Raw genomic sequence first — 17,781 nt, forward strand, 5'->3', positions numbered from 1 at the left:
AATGAATAATTATTCAATGTGCTAATTTGCTAATGTGCCAATTAATAATTTTTGAAATTGGCATATTGGCTCATTATCTTATTATCAGTTCTTTCAGCGCATTCAATACTTCATCCGGAGTAAATACGATACCTCCCAGGCGACCGAAATGTTCAACCTTTATTTTACCGTTTACAGCCAGACGAACGTCTTCTACCATCTGTCCGGCATTCAACTCAACAGAAAGCATCCCTTTTACCTTGTCTGCATACCGGGCAATTACTTTAGTAGGGAACGGCCATAGGGTGATAGGACGCAGCAGGCCGAGTTTGATACCTTCCGCACGCGCGTTTTCCACTACCTTCTGGCAGATGCGGGCAGAAGAACCGAATGCGATTAACAGGTATTCGGCATCTTCGCATTGGAATTCTTCGTAGCGAACTTCGTTTTCCTCAATCTTACGGTATTTGGCCTGAAAACGTAAGTTGTTTTCTTCCATCGTAGCCGGGTCTAATTCCAATGACGTAATAACATTGGGCTTGCGGCCGGCTGTTTTACCTTGTGCTGCCCATGGACATTGAGCCATGATTTCTTCTTCGGTACGGCGTTGGTGGAATGGGGGTAATACTACCTTTTCCATCATTTGGCCTATAATACCATCGGCCAGAATAATTGCCGGATTAGAATACTTGAATGCCAGATCGAATCCCAGACCTACAAAGTCAGCCATTTCCTGAACGGAAGAAGGAGCAAGGGTAATCAAACGGTAGTCGCCATGTCCTCCGCCTTTAACCGTTTGGAAGTAGTCAGCCTGACTGGGCTGGATAGTTCCTAAGCCCGGACCTCCGCGCATAACGTTTACAATTAAACAGGGAAGTTCAGCTCCCGCTATATAAGATATACCTTCTTGCTTCAAGCTGATACCCGGACTGGATGAAGAGGTCATTACCTTCTTTCCTGTTCCTGCACCACCATATACCATGTTGATGGCGGCCACTTCGCTTTCGGCCTGCAGAACCACCATGCCGGTAGTATCCCAAGGCATTTCCGCCATTAAAGTTTCCAGAATCTCCGATTGGGGAGTGATAGGGTAACCGAAGTATCCATCTACACCATAGCGAATTGCCGCATGTGCGATGGCTTCATTTCCCTTCATTAATTTTATATCTTCTGCCATATCAATTTATATTTTCACTTTGTAGATGGTTAAACAACCGTCCGGACAAACCCAGCCGCAACTTGCACAGCCTATGCAGTCATCCGGATTTTTCATGTACACGTAGTGGTACCCCTTGTTGTTCACTTCACGGGGATGTAGTTCCAGAACGTCCGAAGGACAAGATACTACGCAAAGGTTACATCCTTTGCACCGCTCTGTGTTTACAACAACAGCTCCTTTTATCTTCGCCATAATTTCTATATTTAAAATCTGATGTAACACTTATAAGGCGTCAAAGTTAGCAAAAACTTTGTAACTCGGTTACTTTTTACTTTAATTAGCAGGAATAAGCTGACACTATAGATGGAAAAAAGCGTATGTTCTCGATCAATAAGATACAGAGTTCTTAATGTATGATCATTTTCCTCCTGATGAAATAGGTAAAGTCTATAAATCTGATGGTACATTTGTTGGAGTGGCAGATGGATTTCCTATAAATTGGGTAGGTATACCTTCTATATATTATCCGGGAAGAAGTAATATAGGTGTTTTTCCGTGGATAAGAGATGATATAAATGAACAACATCCATTGCCTCCCGGTAATTATTATGTAGGTTTTACTTTCAGATTTGACTTGTCAAATACTAAAGATGAATATTACAAAAATGCCATCACGGATGAAATGAAGTTTAGAATTTATTTTACTGTAGAATAAAAATCAAATTATCATGAAAAAGCTTACATACATAATTATAGTATTGTTTGCGATAGGGCAGTATATCACTAGCCAAGTTGCAACGACTTTCTTTAGCAATAACAAAGCGTTATCAAAGGTAAAATCATTAAAAAGTGGTATGAGTACTCAGAAGGTGAAAATATTTCCATCTGTAAATGTAATTCAACTATTAAAAGAAGATGCAGAGCTTGAAGGGCTAGATGTCCCATTCCGTTTTGGGGAAGGCTTTGATACTAATATGACATTGGCAGATGGAGAGTGGACAGATGTGGACAGTGGGCGATTGTGGATGATGAAGTTTAAGTCTGCAGGAGCCTATTCTTTGAATTTCGTATTTAGAGATTTTTATTTACCTGAGGGAGCGGAGTTATATATTGCAAATACGGAAGGGAGTATGCTTTATGGTCCTGTTACTTCGAAAGAAAATATTAATGAAGGAACTTTCTTAACAGATTTGGTTAAAGGCGATGAAGTAACGATTTATTTATTTGAGCCTACGGAAAAAAAGAACTTATCAAGTTTAACAATTGCTAGAGTTGTGCATGCTTATAAAAATTTATTTTCAGATAGTAATACGCGAACATTGGGTGAATCAGCATCTTGTAATAAAGACATAGCATGTTATTCTCAATATCAGCAAGATGCTGATGGGGTCTGCATGATTTTACTTAGTAGTGGTACAGAATGGTGTTCCGGAAGTCTAATGACAACAACGGATCAAAGTTTTAAGCCTTATATTTTAACAGCGTTTCATTGTATAGACGGTACTAATGACAGAAACTTGAACTATCTTGAGATTCAAAATGCCGAGAATTGGATGTTTAAATTTAATTATCAGAAAAGTGCTTGTAATGGAGGGTATGTAACGCCTAGTTATACTTTTAATAGAGCAACATTCAGAGCTGCATGGAGTGATACTGATTTTGCATTGATGGAGATGAATCAATCTCCTGCGGCAAATATATCCTGGTTAGGATGGGACAGAAGTGGCAATACCCCAAGTTCTGGATTTGGAATACATCATCCTAGAGGTGATGTAAAGAAAATATTTTTATCAAATACAGCCTTGTTGCCAAACACAGAGAGTTGTGAATTCAATTATAATGAATATAATTCATTTATTATGCAACCTTACACACTATGGAATGCTACTTTTACAGAAGGAACAACGGAAGGAGGATCTTCGGGATTTCCATTGTTTAATCAAAATAAAAGAGTGGTGGGACAATTAGTAGGAGGACCCGTTTTGCCAATTTGTCCTCCAGTTGTTAGACGTTATGGTCGCTTAAGTCAGTCTTGGACAGGTGGAGGAACAAATGATACTCGGTTAAGTAATTGGTTAGATCCTACCAATACAGGTGTGACCACTACTGATACAAAAGTAGTGAGGGCAACTATTTCTGGACCGGATGCGATTTGTAATGATGAATTGGTTACTTATAGATTGTCACCGGATATTCCATCTTCAATATCTGTTAATTGGACTGTTACAGGAGGCCATGCGTTTATACAATCTGGGCAAGGTTCATCAACTGTACGAGTTGGCTCTACTAGCTCTTTTGAGCAAGGAAACTGTACACTTACTGCAACCTTTGCCGGTTCTTTACCTGTTAGTAAAACAATACATGTTGGAGCTGAAGAAGTGATGAGAATAGATGGCCCAACGCAAGTATTCTTCTGGGGGTGCTTTTTACACTTATACAGCGTATCCGATAATTGATGCTTCTATAGCAGATTATCAGTGGACAGTAACTCCAAACTATTCTTCTCAAATGGTGAACAGGCATGAAAACCTTATTAGCTTTGGAAATCCAGGGCAATATACAATCAGTTGTAAAATAGTGAATAATACTTCTGCTTGTGGTGATCAGCTTATACCAACAACGATAACAGTTAATGTTAGTTCCATGTATATGTTTTCAAATGCGAAAGGGATAATAACTATAACACAGCAAGATCAAAATTCTGTGATGGATAAAGCCGCAAATAAGTTATACACATATGAAGTCTATAATCAAGGATCAGGTATTTTAGCAACCAAAGGAAGTCTTCAGGGTGCGAATAGTATGACAATTGATTTAACCTCTCTTCCGTCAGGAACTTATGTGTTAAAACTATTTATTTCGGATACACAATCAGAAACATTTAAATTTGTTTTGTGATTCCTTTTTCATGGTATTAGTTTAAACTTGCCGCTCTACCTATAAAGGTAGGGCGGTTTTTGCTTTATGGTTGATTTTATCAGTCCTGAGAACTATATCCCCCGTTTCATACGTGAAAGTGATATTTCCTTTCTTCCTGTTATTTGGGGGTAAAAGTGGATATTTTCTGAATAAACAATTACAATTCTTGTATATTTGTTAGCGAAACAATCTACGTATATTATGAAAAACACATACCTGTATTATATACTTCTTCTTTATCTGTTCACCTCTTGTGTCCGACGGGATGCCACGTTCTTTCTGCAAAACGCTGAAATGTACTGGCTTACGAATCCGGACAGCTGTCGTTTCTATCTGCAACAAATACGCAACCCGAAAAGATTGTCGTCTGTAGATTATACGAAATACCAACTTTTCCGGCAAGTGAATGAACGGCAAAATGGAAACAGGCAACGGCCGGACTCTCTCTTTCTGACGTATGCCCGTGATCTTATTCAAGCCAAAGACTCTAACCTTGCCGCCCAATGCTATCTTTGGCGAGGCATTATCTTACAGCGTGACAGACAGTATGTTGAAACAGAGGCCATGTTTCGGAAAGGGTTACAGATTGCTTCCAATCCGGAGACGCGCTCTGTCCTTTATCGGTATCTGGGCATTTCTTTCTGGGAACAGAATAAACCGGATGTCGCTTTGCTGATCAATAGGGAAGCTATGCGGTTATATGATCAGGTTGGTTTGCCTACACAGATAAACCTGTTGAATGATGTGGCTTATTCCTTGTCTTGCCTTAATCAGCCGGATAGCGCACTTTATTATTACCGGGCTGCTATACGGGAATCGGAGAAAGATTCGTTGAAAGCAACCTTATACCAGGCATTCTTTTATGATAAGGTCAGCTGGGTTTATCAAAAAGCAGGGAAAACGGAAGAAGCGTTGGAGGCCTTAAAGAAGGGTTTGCAGATGCAGCGTTCAAGGCAGGATATACCTTACTCTCTATTGGCGGAAGCCCGCATATTCTTATCTGCCGGAGAAATAGATTCGGCCCGGATATATCTTAAAAAGGCAATACAGACCCCGGATACCTATGTAGCCACATACGCATACCAGCTACAGGCAGAGATACAGGAGGCATATAGTCCGGCTGAGGCTTTGGATAGTTGGCGGAAATATCAGAGAAGCATTCGGGAGAATGCAACGAATCAAATAGCCTATTCCATTACTGCACAAAAATATCAAGACGAGAAACTCCGGAGCGAAAACGCTGAACTTCGACTTAAAAAGAAGCAACAGGATATTTATCTATTATCCCTCTGCCTTATCTTTATTACGCTGACCACCTGTGGATACATCTGGTATATGCGGGAGCGAAAAAAGAAAATACAACAAGAGGTTACCCGTCTTAAACAAGAACGCGAGCTGATCAGGCTTCAAGAACGGGCCACCGCCTTGCGTGAGCAACTATTCCGCCACCTTTCCGCCTCTAATAAGCTCTCTTCTTTATCGAATGGAGGAAAAAATGCGGAAGAGAAGTCTCGTCTTACCAATGAGGAAATAGAGGAGCTTATTCAAACAGTGGATTCCATTTGGCCGGGGTTTGCCGAGCGCTTGCGTACGCAATATCCGTTACTCCGGGCAAAAGATATTAGTTTCTGTTGCCTTATCAAGTCCGGAATCACTACCAAGGACCTGGCTACAATTTATTATGTAACCCCTTCTGCTATCAGCCAAAAGAAAGCTCGTATGAAACGGGAGAAATTCGGGATTATAGATGAGAAGTTATCTCTTGATGACTTCTTAAAGAACTTCTAATCAGGAAATGTCAATCGTTTTTTAATACGATAGAATAGTAAATAACTAATAAATAAGAATATATATCTTTGTTATAAGCAATAAATGTCAACTCCTTTTTGTCCTTTTCTCCAAGAAATCGGTTTATATTTGCTTTTGTTAATCATTAAAAACAGAATGACATGAATGCACAAATGAAATGGATCGGCGGTTTTTTGTTCCTTTTCTTATTGATGGCTTGCGGAAATGGGAAGCAAAACACAAAAGGAGGAAACCTGTTAGACGATTGCACTGTGATAGGAAAGGTGGTACAAGTAGGGGATGATAAGGTCATATCCTGCGACCAACGTGAAATCAAAAATGCGATTCGTTTTCCTGTAAGCGCGTTGGTAGAAGATGTGGAATATATATGGTTGGATAACAGGGAAGATGCCTTGGTTAGCAATACGCGGGTAGTTCCGTCGGATAATTATTTGTTGGTATGGGGCCAGAAACAGAATCCTTTCAAACTATTCGACCGGAAAGGGCACTTTATTACGGCTATCGGCTCGTATGGGCAAGGGCCTAATGAATATCTGAATGTATATGATGCTCAACTGGATGAGATTAATAACCGTATTTTCCTGCTCCCTTGGCAAAGCGATAAGATATTGGTTTTTGATTTGCAAGGAAACTCGTATCCTCCGATTCCGATTTGCATACGTGCGCCTAAAGGGGTATTCCACGTAGATTATGCGAACGAAACCGTAGCTGTTGTTTTACTTCCTTTCCAAGGTTTGCCGGCGGTAGCATGGACGCAAGACTTTGAAGGAAACCGGAAAACTTATATCGAACCCGAGCATCTGGAAGCTCCCCAGGATTATAGTAATGAGGTTCTATCCGGACGGAATACAGATGTTTTTGATGTGAGTATCCATTGTATTATGCCTACCCGTGTCGATTCGCTTTATCATTATGATGTGCAAAACAACCGTTTACGCCCTTGCTTTACGATGAATTTTATGGACGATCCTATCCCTTGGCATGGTTATACCGAGCTACCCAACTACTATATAGGGAATATCTCATCGCCGGTACAAGTTGCAGCCGGAATGTTCGAGCCGTCCAAGCGTACTTTTTACATTATCGATAAGCAAACATTGCGGGGAGCTTATGTGCAATTTGTGAATGATTTGATGTTTGAAAATATACATCTTAGCCATTATGATGGATTTGAATTGCCTTATTTCAGTTTAGAATATGGCTATTTTATCCAGAACATGGAACCGGCCGGTATATTGGAGAATATCGACACAGCCATAAAAAGCGGAAAGTTATCGGACAAGGAATTGCAAGAGCTACGCGAGCTACAAGCATCTATCCACGACAATAATAACAATTGTATTTTACTGGCCCGGTTAAAAAAATAAGCAAATTATGAAAAAGAAATCTATATACTTATTCATCTCCGTATTATCTCTGATACTCCTGTTGGATGGATGCCTTTCAAAACAGGCTGAACAAAACGAGGGTGACGGAAATACAACGGTTGTACATCGTTCTCCCAAATCACCTCTTTATACGGCACAGACAGACAATTCCCGTCCGGTTGTTTCCATTTCTGTCGAGAATGCGATCCAAAGCCAGCCTGCCACCTTACGGCTTAGCCAGATCGCCTCGTCGGTAGAATATTATGCGGTTGGGGATGATAAATACCAGGTTACCCAAATACTGAAAGTGCCGGAAGGATTCATCGCGCTCAACAAGCCCAAGATTTATCTGTATCGTAAAGGGATGAAAAGAAAACGGGTAGGTTTCAAGGCGGAATATAGCGAATGGGCAGCCTCTTTGGTCGGTAATAGCCTGTATTATGATTCGGAGAGCGGACAGTTATACGGATATATAAAAAGATTGGAAAAAGATCAGGCTTACCGTACTTATTATATTGGCGAGATGCCTAAACTGGACTCAATATTAGCCCGGCAGCGATATCTTTTCATTGATTCCTTACCGAATTTATATCCTGTTCCGTATTTGCCGGGTGATTATTCGGACCCTCTTCTTGACTTTAACGAAAAGGGGTATGCTAAATTTTCAACAATGCCACAAATAACTTATATTCCAAACGGTATCCTGACATTTAACCTGCAGGGAGATACACTTTGCCGTTTCCCGGCAGGTATGGACCCTTTCCCTAAGAAACTGCCAGACCAATACAGACATACGGATTATGCAACAGCCTATTCTTATGACAAACAGCTTACTTTCAAGATAACCTATAGCGATACGATCTATAGGATAGCAAGTCCCAATATCCTTATTCCCGCGTATCATCTGGATTTCGGTAAACATAAAGCTTCCGCATCCTACATCTTCTCACGTCAGGAGATGCAACATAAAGCATGGTTGACGGACCTCAAAGAGAATCAATACGCTCTTTTCCTGGGTGTTCATTATGAAGGAAAAAGGACTTACGAAGGTTGGCTGGATAAAAACAGCGAGCGCGACACCGCTTCACCGGAGTATCGGATCGTTTATTTGAAGAAATCACGGCAAGCTGTTGTATTACCGGAGAAAGACTACGCGTTTATCAATGATTTGGACGGTGGCCTTCCTTTCTGGCCGGACGGACAGGCGGATGGTTACTTTTATATGATTCGCCCTGCAAAGGAACTGAAAAAAGAGATTCGCTTGGACGGTTCTCCACGACAGAAAGAACTGGCAGCTTTCCTGAAAGACTTGCCGGACGATCAAAACGTATTGATGGTAGTTCATTGAAGTTTCATCCGGAAATAATTTACAGCCCGTATCCCCTGATCCGGTAAAATATACTATATTTGTATCGACTTATCATAGGGGTGCCTTAATATACGGGCTGAGATTATACCCATTGAACCTGATCCGGGTAATGCCGTCGAAGGGAATAAGGTAGATAACTAAATAAAGGAGAGCGTTACCTCTATGTGCTTTCCGATGTTTAAATTCTAATTATTAATAAGAATGGAACAGATTGTTTCAAGCGGAATTATTGATTCCTATTTTGCAAAGCTGAAAAGTAATTTATCGGTAGATGTGGCTATTGTTGGTGGCGGGCCGTCAGGTATTGTGGCGGCTTATTATCTGGCTAAAGCCGGTAAAAAAGTAGCTCTCTTTGATCGTAAGCTGGCTCCAGGTGGCGGAATGTGGGGCGGTGCTATGATGTTTAACGATATTGTAGTGCAGGAAGAAGCCATGCCTATCGTAAAAGAACTGGGCGTTTCTTTCCACGATGCCGGCAACGGAACTTACATTATGGACTCGGTTCATACTACTTCGGCTCTGATTTATCAGGCAACAAAAGCAGGTGCAACTATATTTAATTGCTATTCGGTGGAAGATGTGGTATTTCATAACGATGCGGTAGCCGGTGTTGTTGTAAACTGGGCGCCCGTAATCCGTGAGGGAATGCACGTAGATCCTCTTACAATCATGGCTAAAGCAGTGTTGGAAGGAACCGGACACGATTGTGAAGTAGCCCGTACCGTTGCCCGTAAGAATGACATCCGTTTGAATACGCCCACAGGAGGTGTTATAGGCGAACGTTCCCTGAATGTTGAATTAGGTGAAGCAACTACTGTTGAGAATACAAAAGAAATCTATCCGGGACTATTCGTATCCGGTATGGCTGCCAATGGGGTAAGCGGCAGTTTCCGCATGGGCCCTATCTTTGGCGGTATGCTGATGAGCGGTAAGAAAGCTGCCGAACTTATTTGTGCCAAGTTGGATAAATAACAGAAAGTAAGTTTACTATTGATATATTGGCTTTAGCCGCATTTACAGAATGTTTGGCTAAAGCCAATTTTATATTTATATTTGTCTCGTCCGTTTGCAATTGGGCATCTGGATTAGGAATATCATTAAAAAACCACTATTATGAAGAATCAACTAAAGACTCTTTTTGCGGCTGTTTTATGCCTTCTTTTTTGTTCGGTTACTGCAAATGCGATAACCGATAAATTACCGGATATTATTATCGAAAACAGTCAGATGCGTCTGGTTATAAGCCCGGACGGCAAAGCACGCAGCCTGATACATAAACCGAGCGGACAGGAATGTTTGGACACGAATGCCGATCTGCCTGTTTGCGCTATCACCCAGTATCGCCCGTATGATAACGAGAACTTCCTGATGTTTCCGGCAAAGCCCCGTACTTTTCCTTCCAACAAGGTAGAACGGATTGGCGATACCTTACGCGTGGAGTTTGAAGATACGTACGATATCGCTTATATCCCTATGCACATTACAGACGATTATATCCATTTTACGCTCGATAGGATAGATTACCGTATTGAAGACTTCGGGGTGAAACGTAAAACGGAAATAGACGAATTTACACTGATGCAATTACCCGTACGTAAGCGTGAAAACTTCGGTGAATGGCTGAACGTTATATGGGATAACGATGTTGCCGTGAACCTTCTGGCTACGTCGCCGTGTACCCGTATCGATGCTTTTCAACAGAAAGAGGCTATCAATCTCTATGCCGGACTGGACTTTCAGGTAAAGCTGTTTCATGCCGGAGCAGCATTGATTACTACCTCAAAAGACCGTTTGCTGTCCTGCATAGATCGTTTGGAGAGGGATTATAACATGCCTTTGGGCGTAGAGAGCCGTCGCCGGCAGGAATACCCTTATTCATATTATGAGTTGCGTGATGTAACCACCGATAATATAGACGAACATATTGAGTATGCCCGTAAAGGCGGTTTCAAGACAATTGTTATCTACTATGTGGATTTTGCCGAATCGTGCGGTCATTATCCCTGGCGCAAGGAATATCCGAACGGTATGAAAGACCTGAAAGAAATAACCGACAAAATCTATAAAGCAGGTATGATTCCGGGCCTGCATCTTCATTATTCAAAGGTGGGAAGGAACGACCCGTATCTGTTGGGAGAAGAACCCGATACCCGTTTAAACCGCGTACGTAACTTTACATTGGCCCGTCCGGCCGATTCAACATCTACCGTTCTTTATATAGAAGAGAATCCCGAAGGCACACAAATGGAGAAAGACCGTACATTGCTTCAAATAGGAAAAGAATTAGTGTTGTACACGGGTTATACTTCCACGCCTCCGTATCAGTTAACCGGCTGTACGCGTGGAGTAGGTGGTTCTGTTCCGCGCAATTATGAAAAAGGGGAGAAGTTCGGTTTACTGGATGTAGACGATTGGCCTTTGTTTGTCAGGATAGACCAGAATACGGGTTTGCAAAAAGAAGTGTCGAAGAGGCTGGGAGAGATATATGCCGGAGCCGGTTTCAAGTTCGTTTATTTTGATGGCGCAGAGGATGTTCCAATGCCTTATTGGTATAACGTATCCCGTTCGCAGTTGTCTGTTTACGAAGAATTAAATCCGTCACCTCTATATGCGGAAGGTGCGTTGAAATCTCATTACGGCTGGCATATACTGAGCCGCGGTAACGCTTTCGATATATTCCCGCCCGAACGCATCCGTCCGGCCATGAAGAAATATACAGCCCGTGCAGCCCGTCAGATAGCGAAAGATTTTACGTCGGTCAACTTTGGTTGGGTCAATTATCTGGCTCCCAGTGAAAAAACAATCGGTATGCAGCCGGATATGTATGAATATATATGCAGCCGGGCTTTGGCATGGAATAGTCCTATATCGCTGGTTGGCAATTTGAAAGAGATACGAAAACATCCCCGTTCGGACGATAACCTGTTGGTCATCAGTTGGTGGGAAGATGCTAAGCTGAAAGGTGCATTTAGCGAGGAACAGAAGGAGGCTTTGAAAAACCTCGATCAGGAATATACGATCCTAAAGAATAAGAAAGGCGGTTATGAGCTGTATCCTTGCGAACAGATAACCACCGATGCGGAAGGGCCTGTTCGTGCTTTCGTGTTTGAGCGTGACGGAAAGACATGTATTGTGTACTGGCACATGTCCGGTTCAGGTGAAATTCAGCTGGATGCCGACAAACGCCTTATCCGTCTTACGGATGCTTTTGGCAAGCGCGTATCTGTCCGCCAGAAAGACGGCAAACTTATCTTGCCTGCTGCCGGACGTTTGTTCCTGGATATAGACCTGCCTCGTGCGGAAGCTACGGCTTTATTCCGGAACAGCATTGGACTTTCCGGTAAATAAACAGATAGAATTACTTGCCGGGTAAAGGATATATCTTTTGCAACTAAAAGTCCCGTCTTAACACTTCAAAGGTCTGCTCTTTTGAAATGTTAAGACGGGACTTTTAGTTGCAAAGGTCAGCTCTTTTGTTTGCTCTTCTCCCGATCGGATTATCTGATAAATATTACAGGAACATGTATTACCTTTGTTCATTCTTTGTAGGCGTTGATTTTATATTTAGGGGAAATAGAAATATTGTTTATGGATAAGAAATATATATTGATGGATCTTGATGGAACATTGACTGATCCTTTTTATGGTATTACCCGTTCGATACAATATGCTTTGAAGCATTGTGGCATTGTGGAAAATGATTTGCAGAAACTAACTCCTTTTATCGGGCCTCCGCTTGTTGATTCTTTCCGGGAAATCTATCAATTCTCGCATCAGCAGGCAGTTGAAGCAATAGGCTATTACCGGGAATATTTTGTTAAACAAGGTTGGAGTGAAAATAAAGTCTATCCCGGAATGGAAGATTTTCTTAAACAACAGCGTGCATTGGGTAGGCAACTTTATGTTGCCACCTCTAAACCGGAAGAATTGGCAATAAAGATACTGGAACACTTCGGACTTTCACGATATTTTGAATATATTGGCGGAGATACGATGGAGCATACGCGGACTGATAAAGCGGAAGTTATACGTTATGTGTTGCAATATGCCGGAATAACCCAATTGGAAAAAACAATTATGATAGGAGACCGTAAGTTTGATATCAACGGGGCGCATCAGGCTGGTATAGAGTGTATAGGGGTTCTATATGGTTATGGTTCGCGTGAGGAACTGAAAAATGCCGGAGCTGACATATTGGTTGATTCCATAGAAGAACTGTCTCGTATTATGTAACGCAACACATCGACGTGATTCTATAAAATATTTATGAAACATTGATAGAAGATAGAGAATTCAAATACTTTTAGTATCTTTGCCGTCGTTGTGAAAAGGTTTATGAAACATATTATCAGGTATATGATGCTGCTGGCCGGTATCATAGTACTGGTTTCGGTGATTGTTCCGCATCATCATCATGAAGACGGTTTCCCGTGTTATAAGCCGCTGGCTGAATCTCATCATGCCAATAAAGCTCACGGTTGTTGTTGCGACGGACATAATCTGGCTTTTTTCTCTTCTCTCCATTTACATGTGTCTAGTGTGGATGCAAACATGCACCTTTATCCGCTGGCAGTTCTTTTTGATTATATCAATCCTCCTATGCCGGTCTTTTGCGAAAGCATGTTTGAACGCGAAAGCGCCGTCTACATAGAATCCTTGCACGATACATGGATTGCTTCGGCATCCGGATTACGTGCCCCTCCTTTGTGCTGACTTTTTTTGAACCCATTCGGATGAAAATTGGTTTTCTCTCGTAAGGAATTTAAATTTCTCCCGGAAGAAACGTTTTTTCCTTCTTATTTCAGTAAGCACATAAATAATTTATATCGATGAAGAAAATATATATATTGTGGGTGCTTTGCGCCTACATTTTTGCCGGCTGTGCAGGAAATAGCAAATCTGCCGGTCACGACGAACATGAGGGACACGAGCATTCACATGAACACGAAGCTCACGATCATGAGCATGAAGGACACGATCATGAGCACGAGAATGAAGGTGAACATACACCCGGTGAAGTCATTTTTAAAAAGGCATTGGCCGAAGCAATCGGACTGGAAACTATGGATTTGCAGCCGGCTCCGTTTACCAACGTGATAAAAACAAGCGGGCGCATAATGGCTGCACAGGGCGATGAGTCTGTTGTAGTTGCAACTGTGCCCGGCATAGTAACTTTAGGCAGTTTGCCGTTTATAGACGGAACGGCTGTACGTAAAGGACAAGCCATCCTAAGTCTTGCTTCCAGCGGATTATCAGATGGAAATGTAGCCGCCAAAGCGAAGTATGCTTATGAAACGTCAAAGAAAGAATATGAACGTATGCAGCAATTGGTGGGAGATAAGATTGTATCTGCCAAAGACTTTGAACAAGCGCGTTTGAACTACGAAAATGCTAAAGTAGCTTATGAGGCGATAGCCGGAAAGCAGACGGCCAACGGGGTATCTGTGGTTTCTCCTATCAATGGCTATTTGAAAAACATACAGGTAAAAGAAGGTGATTATGTATCTGTAGGCCAACCTATAGCAACCATTGCACAGAACAACAGGCTGGTGCTGCGTGCTGAGGTTTCTGAAAAGTATTATAGTGAATTGCCAATGGTCAAATCGGCAAACTTTCGTACTCCATACGATAATATGACTTATAAATTGTCGGATTTGCACGGACGTTTGTTGTCGTACGGCAAATCGTCTGATGCCAATTCCTTCTATGTTCCGGTAACATTTGAGTTTGATAATAAAGGAGCTGTTATTCCCGGTTCTTTTGTGGAAATTTATTTATTGTCTTCTGTTATTGAAGATGTGTTGAGTGTGCCTGTTTCTGCATTGATTGAAGAACAAGGGGTTTATTCTGTGTTCGTTCGTCTGGATGAAGACGGTTATTTAAAGAAGACAGTTACGCTGGGTGCAAATAACGGTTCTGAGGTACAAATCTTATCCGGTTTGCAGGCGGGTGATCATGTGGTAACCAAAGGAGCTTACCAGATTAAGCTGGCATCGGCTTCCAATGCCATTCCGGCGCATTCACACTCACATTAATAATGTGCCAATGTGCTAATTAAATAATTACTCGTATGCTAAATAAGATAATATATTACTCGCTGCATAACCGGTTGGTCGTTTTGGTTTGTGCGGTGTTGTTGATGATAGCCGGAACTTACACCGCTTTTCATACGGATGTAGACGTTTTTCCGGATTTGAATGCTCCTACCGTTGTTATTATGACGGAAGCCAATGGTATGGCGCCCGAAGAAGTGGAACGGCTGGTTACTTTCCCTGTGGAAACGGCAGTGAACGGGGCTATGGATGTACGGCGCGTACGTTCTTCTTCTACCACCGGATTCTCTGTTGTGTGGGTCGAGTTTGATTGGGGAACGGATATTTACCGTGCCCGTCAGATCGTATCGGAAAAGCTGGCTGTTGTAGGCGAGAGCTTGCCGGAGAATGTAGGTAAGCCAACCTTAGGTCCGCAATCGTCTATTCTTGGTGAAATGATGATTATCGGCCTTACTGTTGACGATACGAAAAGCGTATCCGAACATGTTACCGAGATGGATTTGCGTACTATTGCCGACTGGACGATCCGTCCGCGATTGTTGTCTACCGGAGGTGTGGCGCAGGTGGCCGTAATAGGCGGCGATATTAAGGAATATCAGATATTGTTGAATCCGGACAAGATGAAATATTATGGGGTAGGCTTGAATGAAATCCTGGCCGTTTGCCGTAATATGAACCGGAATGCCAACGGAGGTGTACTTTATGAATTTGATAACGAATATATCATCCGTGGTGTTTTGTCCACTTCAAAAGCCGACGAGATTGCACAAGGGGTAATTAAAACGGTGGATGGTTATCCTATTACATTGCAGGATGTAGCTACTGTGAAGATAGGAAGCAAAAGCCCCAAATTGGGAACAGCTTCCGAACGTGCCAAACCGGCCGTACTTATAACGGTAACCAAACAGCCCAATACAAGTACTATTGACCTGACAGATAAACTGGACGGCATTGTGGCCGATTTACAGAAAAGTCTGCCGGCAGATGTGCATATCTCTACGGATATTTTCCGCCAGAGCCATTTTATTGATAACTCCATCAACAATGTAAAGAACAGTTTGCTGGAAGGCAGTTTCTTTGTTATTATCGTTTTGTTTGTCTTCTTGATGAACGTACGGACAACGGTTATCTCATTAGTGGCATTACCTCTTTCTTTACTGGTTACGATTATGGTGTTGCACTATCTGGGGTTGACCATAAACACGATGAGCTTGGGAGGTATGGCTATTGCTATCGGCTCACTGGTGGATGATGCCATTGTGGATGTAGAAAACGTATATAAGCGGATACGGGAAAACCGGGCATTGCCGGAAGGTGAAAGGCGCTCTGTTTTGGATGTCGTGTTTGACGCTTCCCGTGAAGTTCGTATGCCTATCCTGAACTCTACGCTGATTATTGTTGTCAGCTTTGTACCTCTTTTCTTCCTGAGCGGAATGGAAGGACGTATGCTGATTCCGTTAGGTATAGCTTTTATTGTTTCACTGTTTGCTTCCACTATAGTGGCGCTTACGTTGACGCCTGTTTTGTGTAGCTATTTACTTAGCAGTTCCAAAGGAAGTGATGCGAAAGCCTTAAAAGAAGCATGGGTGGCACGTAAACTGAAAGTCGTGTATGGAAGTGCCTTAAAAGGAGCTTTAGCTCATAAAAAGATTGTGCTGGGCGCTACATTGGCTTTGTTTGTTGTGGCACTGGTTGTATTCTTTAATCTGGGACGCAGTTTCTTGCCTCCGTTTAATGAAGGTTCGTTTACGATTAATGTAAGTACGTTACCGGGTGTTTCCTTAGATGAATCGGATGAGATGGGACACCGTGCGGAAGAAATGCTGCTACAGGTTCCTGAAATCCAGACAGTAGCCCGTAAGACCGGTCGTGCCGAACTGGATGAACATGCGTTGGGCGTAAATGTTTCCGAGATAGAAGCTCCTTTTGTATTGAAAGACCGTAGCCGCGAAGAGGTGATGAATGATGTCCGCAGGAAGCTTTCCACTATCAGTGGTGCCAATATTGAAATAGGGCAGCCTATTTCTCACCGTATTGATGCCATGCTTTCGGGTACGGAAGCCAATATCGCTATCAAGCTGTTTGGAACGGACTTGAATCTGATGTTTACGATCGGTAACCAGATAAAAAGTGCTATCCAGGGTATTGACGGATTGGTAGACTTGAAGGTTGAACAGCAGATAGAACGTCCGCAGCTTACTATTACCCCGAAACGTGAATTGTTGGCCAAGTTCGGTATCTCTCTGCCGGAGTTTGAAGAATACATCAATGTGATGCTTGGAGGTGAAGCTGTGAGCCAGGTTTATGATGATGGCAAAACTTTTGATCTGACAGTGAAAACTTCGGATGCCAGCCGTGCAACGATGGAAGATATCCGTAACCTGACGATTGATGCGGAAGGGAAAAAAGTACCGTTGAGCTATGTTGCAGACATTCGTTCGGTAACAGGTCCGAATACGATCAACCGTGAGAATGTGCAACGTAAGATTGTAATCAGCGCCAACGTTTCCGAGCGTGATTTGCGTGGTGTGGTAAACGATATACAACAAAAAGTAGAGCAAAACATCAAACTGCCGGAAGGTTATCATATTGAATACGGCGGACAGTTTGAAAGTGAGGCGGCAGCAAGCCGTACGCTTTTGTTTACTTCGTTTATGTCGTTGTTGGTTATCTTCCTGCTGTTGTATAATGAGTTTAAGGATGCCAAAGAGAGTGGCGTTATCCTGTTGAACCTGCCTTTGGCATTGATCGGAGGCGTGTTCATTCTGTGGATTACTTCGGGAGAGATCAGTATTCCGGCTATTATCGGTTTTATCTCTCTGTTCGGTATCGCAACCCGAAACGGTATGCTGCTGATAAGCCATTATTCGCAGTTACGTTCCGAAGGTTATTCGTTGAATGATGCCGTGTTGCAAGGTTCTCTGGATCGTTTGAACCCGATTCTTATGACTGCTTTGAGTTCTGCTCTGGCACTGATACCGTTGGCATTGAACGGCGATTTGCCGGGTAATGAGATACAAAGCCCGATGGCCCGGGTTATTCTGGGAGGCTTGCTTACATCCACCTTCCTGAACGGATTCATCATCCCGATTGTTTACTTGTTTATGAATAAGAATAAAAAATAGA

The 17,781-nt window shown here is 42.4% G+C and carries 14 protein-coding genes and 1 riboswitch; of the genes, 12 read left to right on the forward strand and 2 right to left on the reverse strand.

Going from position 1 to position 17,781, the window contains the following annotated elements; all coding sequences use genetic code 11:
- Positions 1-73: 73 nt before the first annotated feature.
- Positions 74-1,156, reverse strand: coding sequence for a 3-methyl-2-oxobutanoate dehydrogenase subunit VorB (locus C1721_RS12545; protein ID WP_102408592.1), 1,083 nt, complete (start codon positions 1,154-1,156; stop codon positions 74-76).
- Positions 1,157-1,162: 6 nt separating this feature from the next.
- Positions 1,163-1,390, reverse strand: a complete 228-nt coding sequence (locus C1721_RS12550) for a 4Fe-4S dicluster domain-containing protein (protein ID WP_102409449.1) — start codon at positions 1,388-1,390, stop codon at positions 1,163-1,165.
- Between the two features lie 157 nt (positions 1,391-1,547).
- On the opposite strand from C1721_RS12550, the gene C1721_RS12555 reads away from it, so the two are divergent.
- The 12 genes from C1721_RS12555 (at position 1,548) to C1721_RS12610 (ending at position 17,780) form a co-directional block, all read left to right on the forward strand.
- On the forward strand, positions 1,548-1,853 hold the full coding sequence (locus C1721_RS12555; RefSeq protein ID WP_102408593.1) for a hypothetical protein: 306 nt from the start codon (positions 1,548-1,550) through the stop codon (positions 1,851-1,853).
- A gap of 13 nt (positions 1,854-1,866) precedes the next feature.
- The gene (locus C1721_RS12560) at positions 1,867-3,594 is read left to right on the forward strand and encodes a trypsin-like serine peptidase (RefSeq protein ID WP_102408594.1); all 1,728 of its coding nucleotides are present in this window, start codon (positions 1,867-1,869) and stop codon (positions 3,592-3,594) included.
- Positions 3,530-4,036, forward strand: a complete 507-nt coding sequence (locus tag C1721_RS12565) for a T9SS type A sorting domain-containing protein (protein ID WP_159063584.1) — start codon at positions 3,530-3,532, stop codon at positions 4,034-4,036. The genes C1721_RS12560 and C1721_RS12565 overlap by 65 nt, the downstream gene beginning before the upstream one ends.
- A gap of 222 nt (positions 4,037-4,258) precedes the next feature.
- The gene (locus C1721_RS12570; protein ID WP_102408596.1) at positions 4,259-5,845 is read left to right on the forward strand and encodes a tetratricopeptide repeat protein; all 1,587 of its coding nucleotides are present in this window, start codon (positions 4,259-4,261) and stop codon (positions 5,843-5,845) included.
- Between the two features lie 161 nt (positions 5,846-6,006).
- A complete protein-coding gene (locus C1721_RS12575; protein WP_234347451.1) occupies positions 6,007-7,233 on the forward strand; it encodes a 6-bladed beta-propeller in 1,227 nt (408 codons plus the stop codon).
- Positions 7,234-7,240: 7 nt separating this feature from the next.
- Complete coding sequence (locus tag C1721_RS12580; protein WP_102408597.1) at positions 7,241-8,581, forward strand: DUF4933 domain-containing protein; 1,341 nt, start codon at positions 7,241-7,243, stop codon at positions 8,579-8,581.
- A 66-nt stretch (positions 8,582-8,647) separates the two neighbouring features.
- Positions 8,648-8,743: riboswitch (TPP riboswitch) on the forward strand.
- 60 nt (positions 8,744-8,803) lie between these two features.
- The gene (locus C1721_RS12585; RefSeq protein ID WP_102408598.1) at positions 8,804-9,574 is read left to right on the forward strand and encodes a sulfide-dependent adenosine diphosphate thiazole synthase; all 771 of its coding nucleotides are present in this window, start codon (positions 8,804-8,806) and stop codon (positions 9,572-9,574) included.
- Positions 9,575-9,715: 141 nt separating this feature from the next.
- Positions 9,716-11,950, forward strand: coding sequence for an alpha-amylase family protein (locus C1721_RS12590; RefSeq protein ID WP_234347454.1), 2,235 nt, complete (start codon positions 9,716-9,718; stop codon positions 11,948-11,950).
- Between the two features lie 240 nt (positions 11,951-12,190).
- On the forward strand, positions 12,191-12,835 hold the full coding sequence (locus C1721_RS12595; RefSeq protein WP_102409453.1) for an HAD family hydrolase: 645 nt from the start codon (positions 12,191-12,193) through the stop codon (positions 12,833-12,835).
- Between the two features lie 102 nt (positions 12,836-12,937).
- Positions 12,938-13,315: a DUF6769 family protein gene (locus C1721_RS12600; protein WP_234347457.1), complete on the forward strand. Its 378-nt coding sequence runs from the start codon at positions 12,938-12,940 to the stop codon at positions 13,313-13,315.
- 116 nt (positions 13,316-13,431) lie between these two features.
- Entirely contained in the window at positions 13,432-14,637 is a 1,206-nt protein-coding gene (locus C1721_RS12605; RefSeq protein WP_102408599.1) for an efflux RND transporter periplasmic adaptor subunit, read from the forward strand.
- 35 nt (positions 14,638-14,672) lie between these two features.
- A complete protein-coding gene (locus tag C1721_RS12610) occupies positions 14,673-17,780 on the forward strand; it encodes an efflux RND transporter permease subunit (RefSeq protein ID WP_102408600.1) in 3,108 nt (1,035 codons plus the stop codon).
- The last annotated feature ends 1 nt before the right edge of the window (position 17,781 follow it).

Source organism: Parabacteroides bouchesdurhonensis (assembly GCF_900186615.1).
Taxonomy (GTDB): Bacteria; Bacteroidota; Bacteroidia; order Bacteroidales; family Tannerellaceae; genus Parabacteroides; species Parabacteroides bouchesdurhonensis.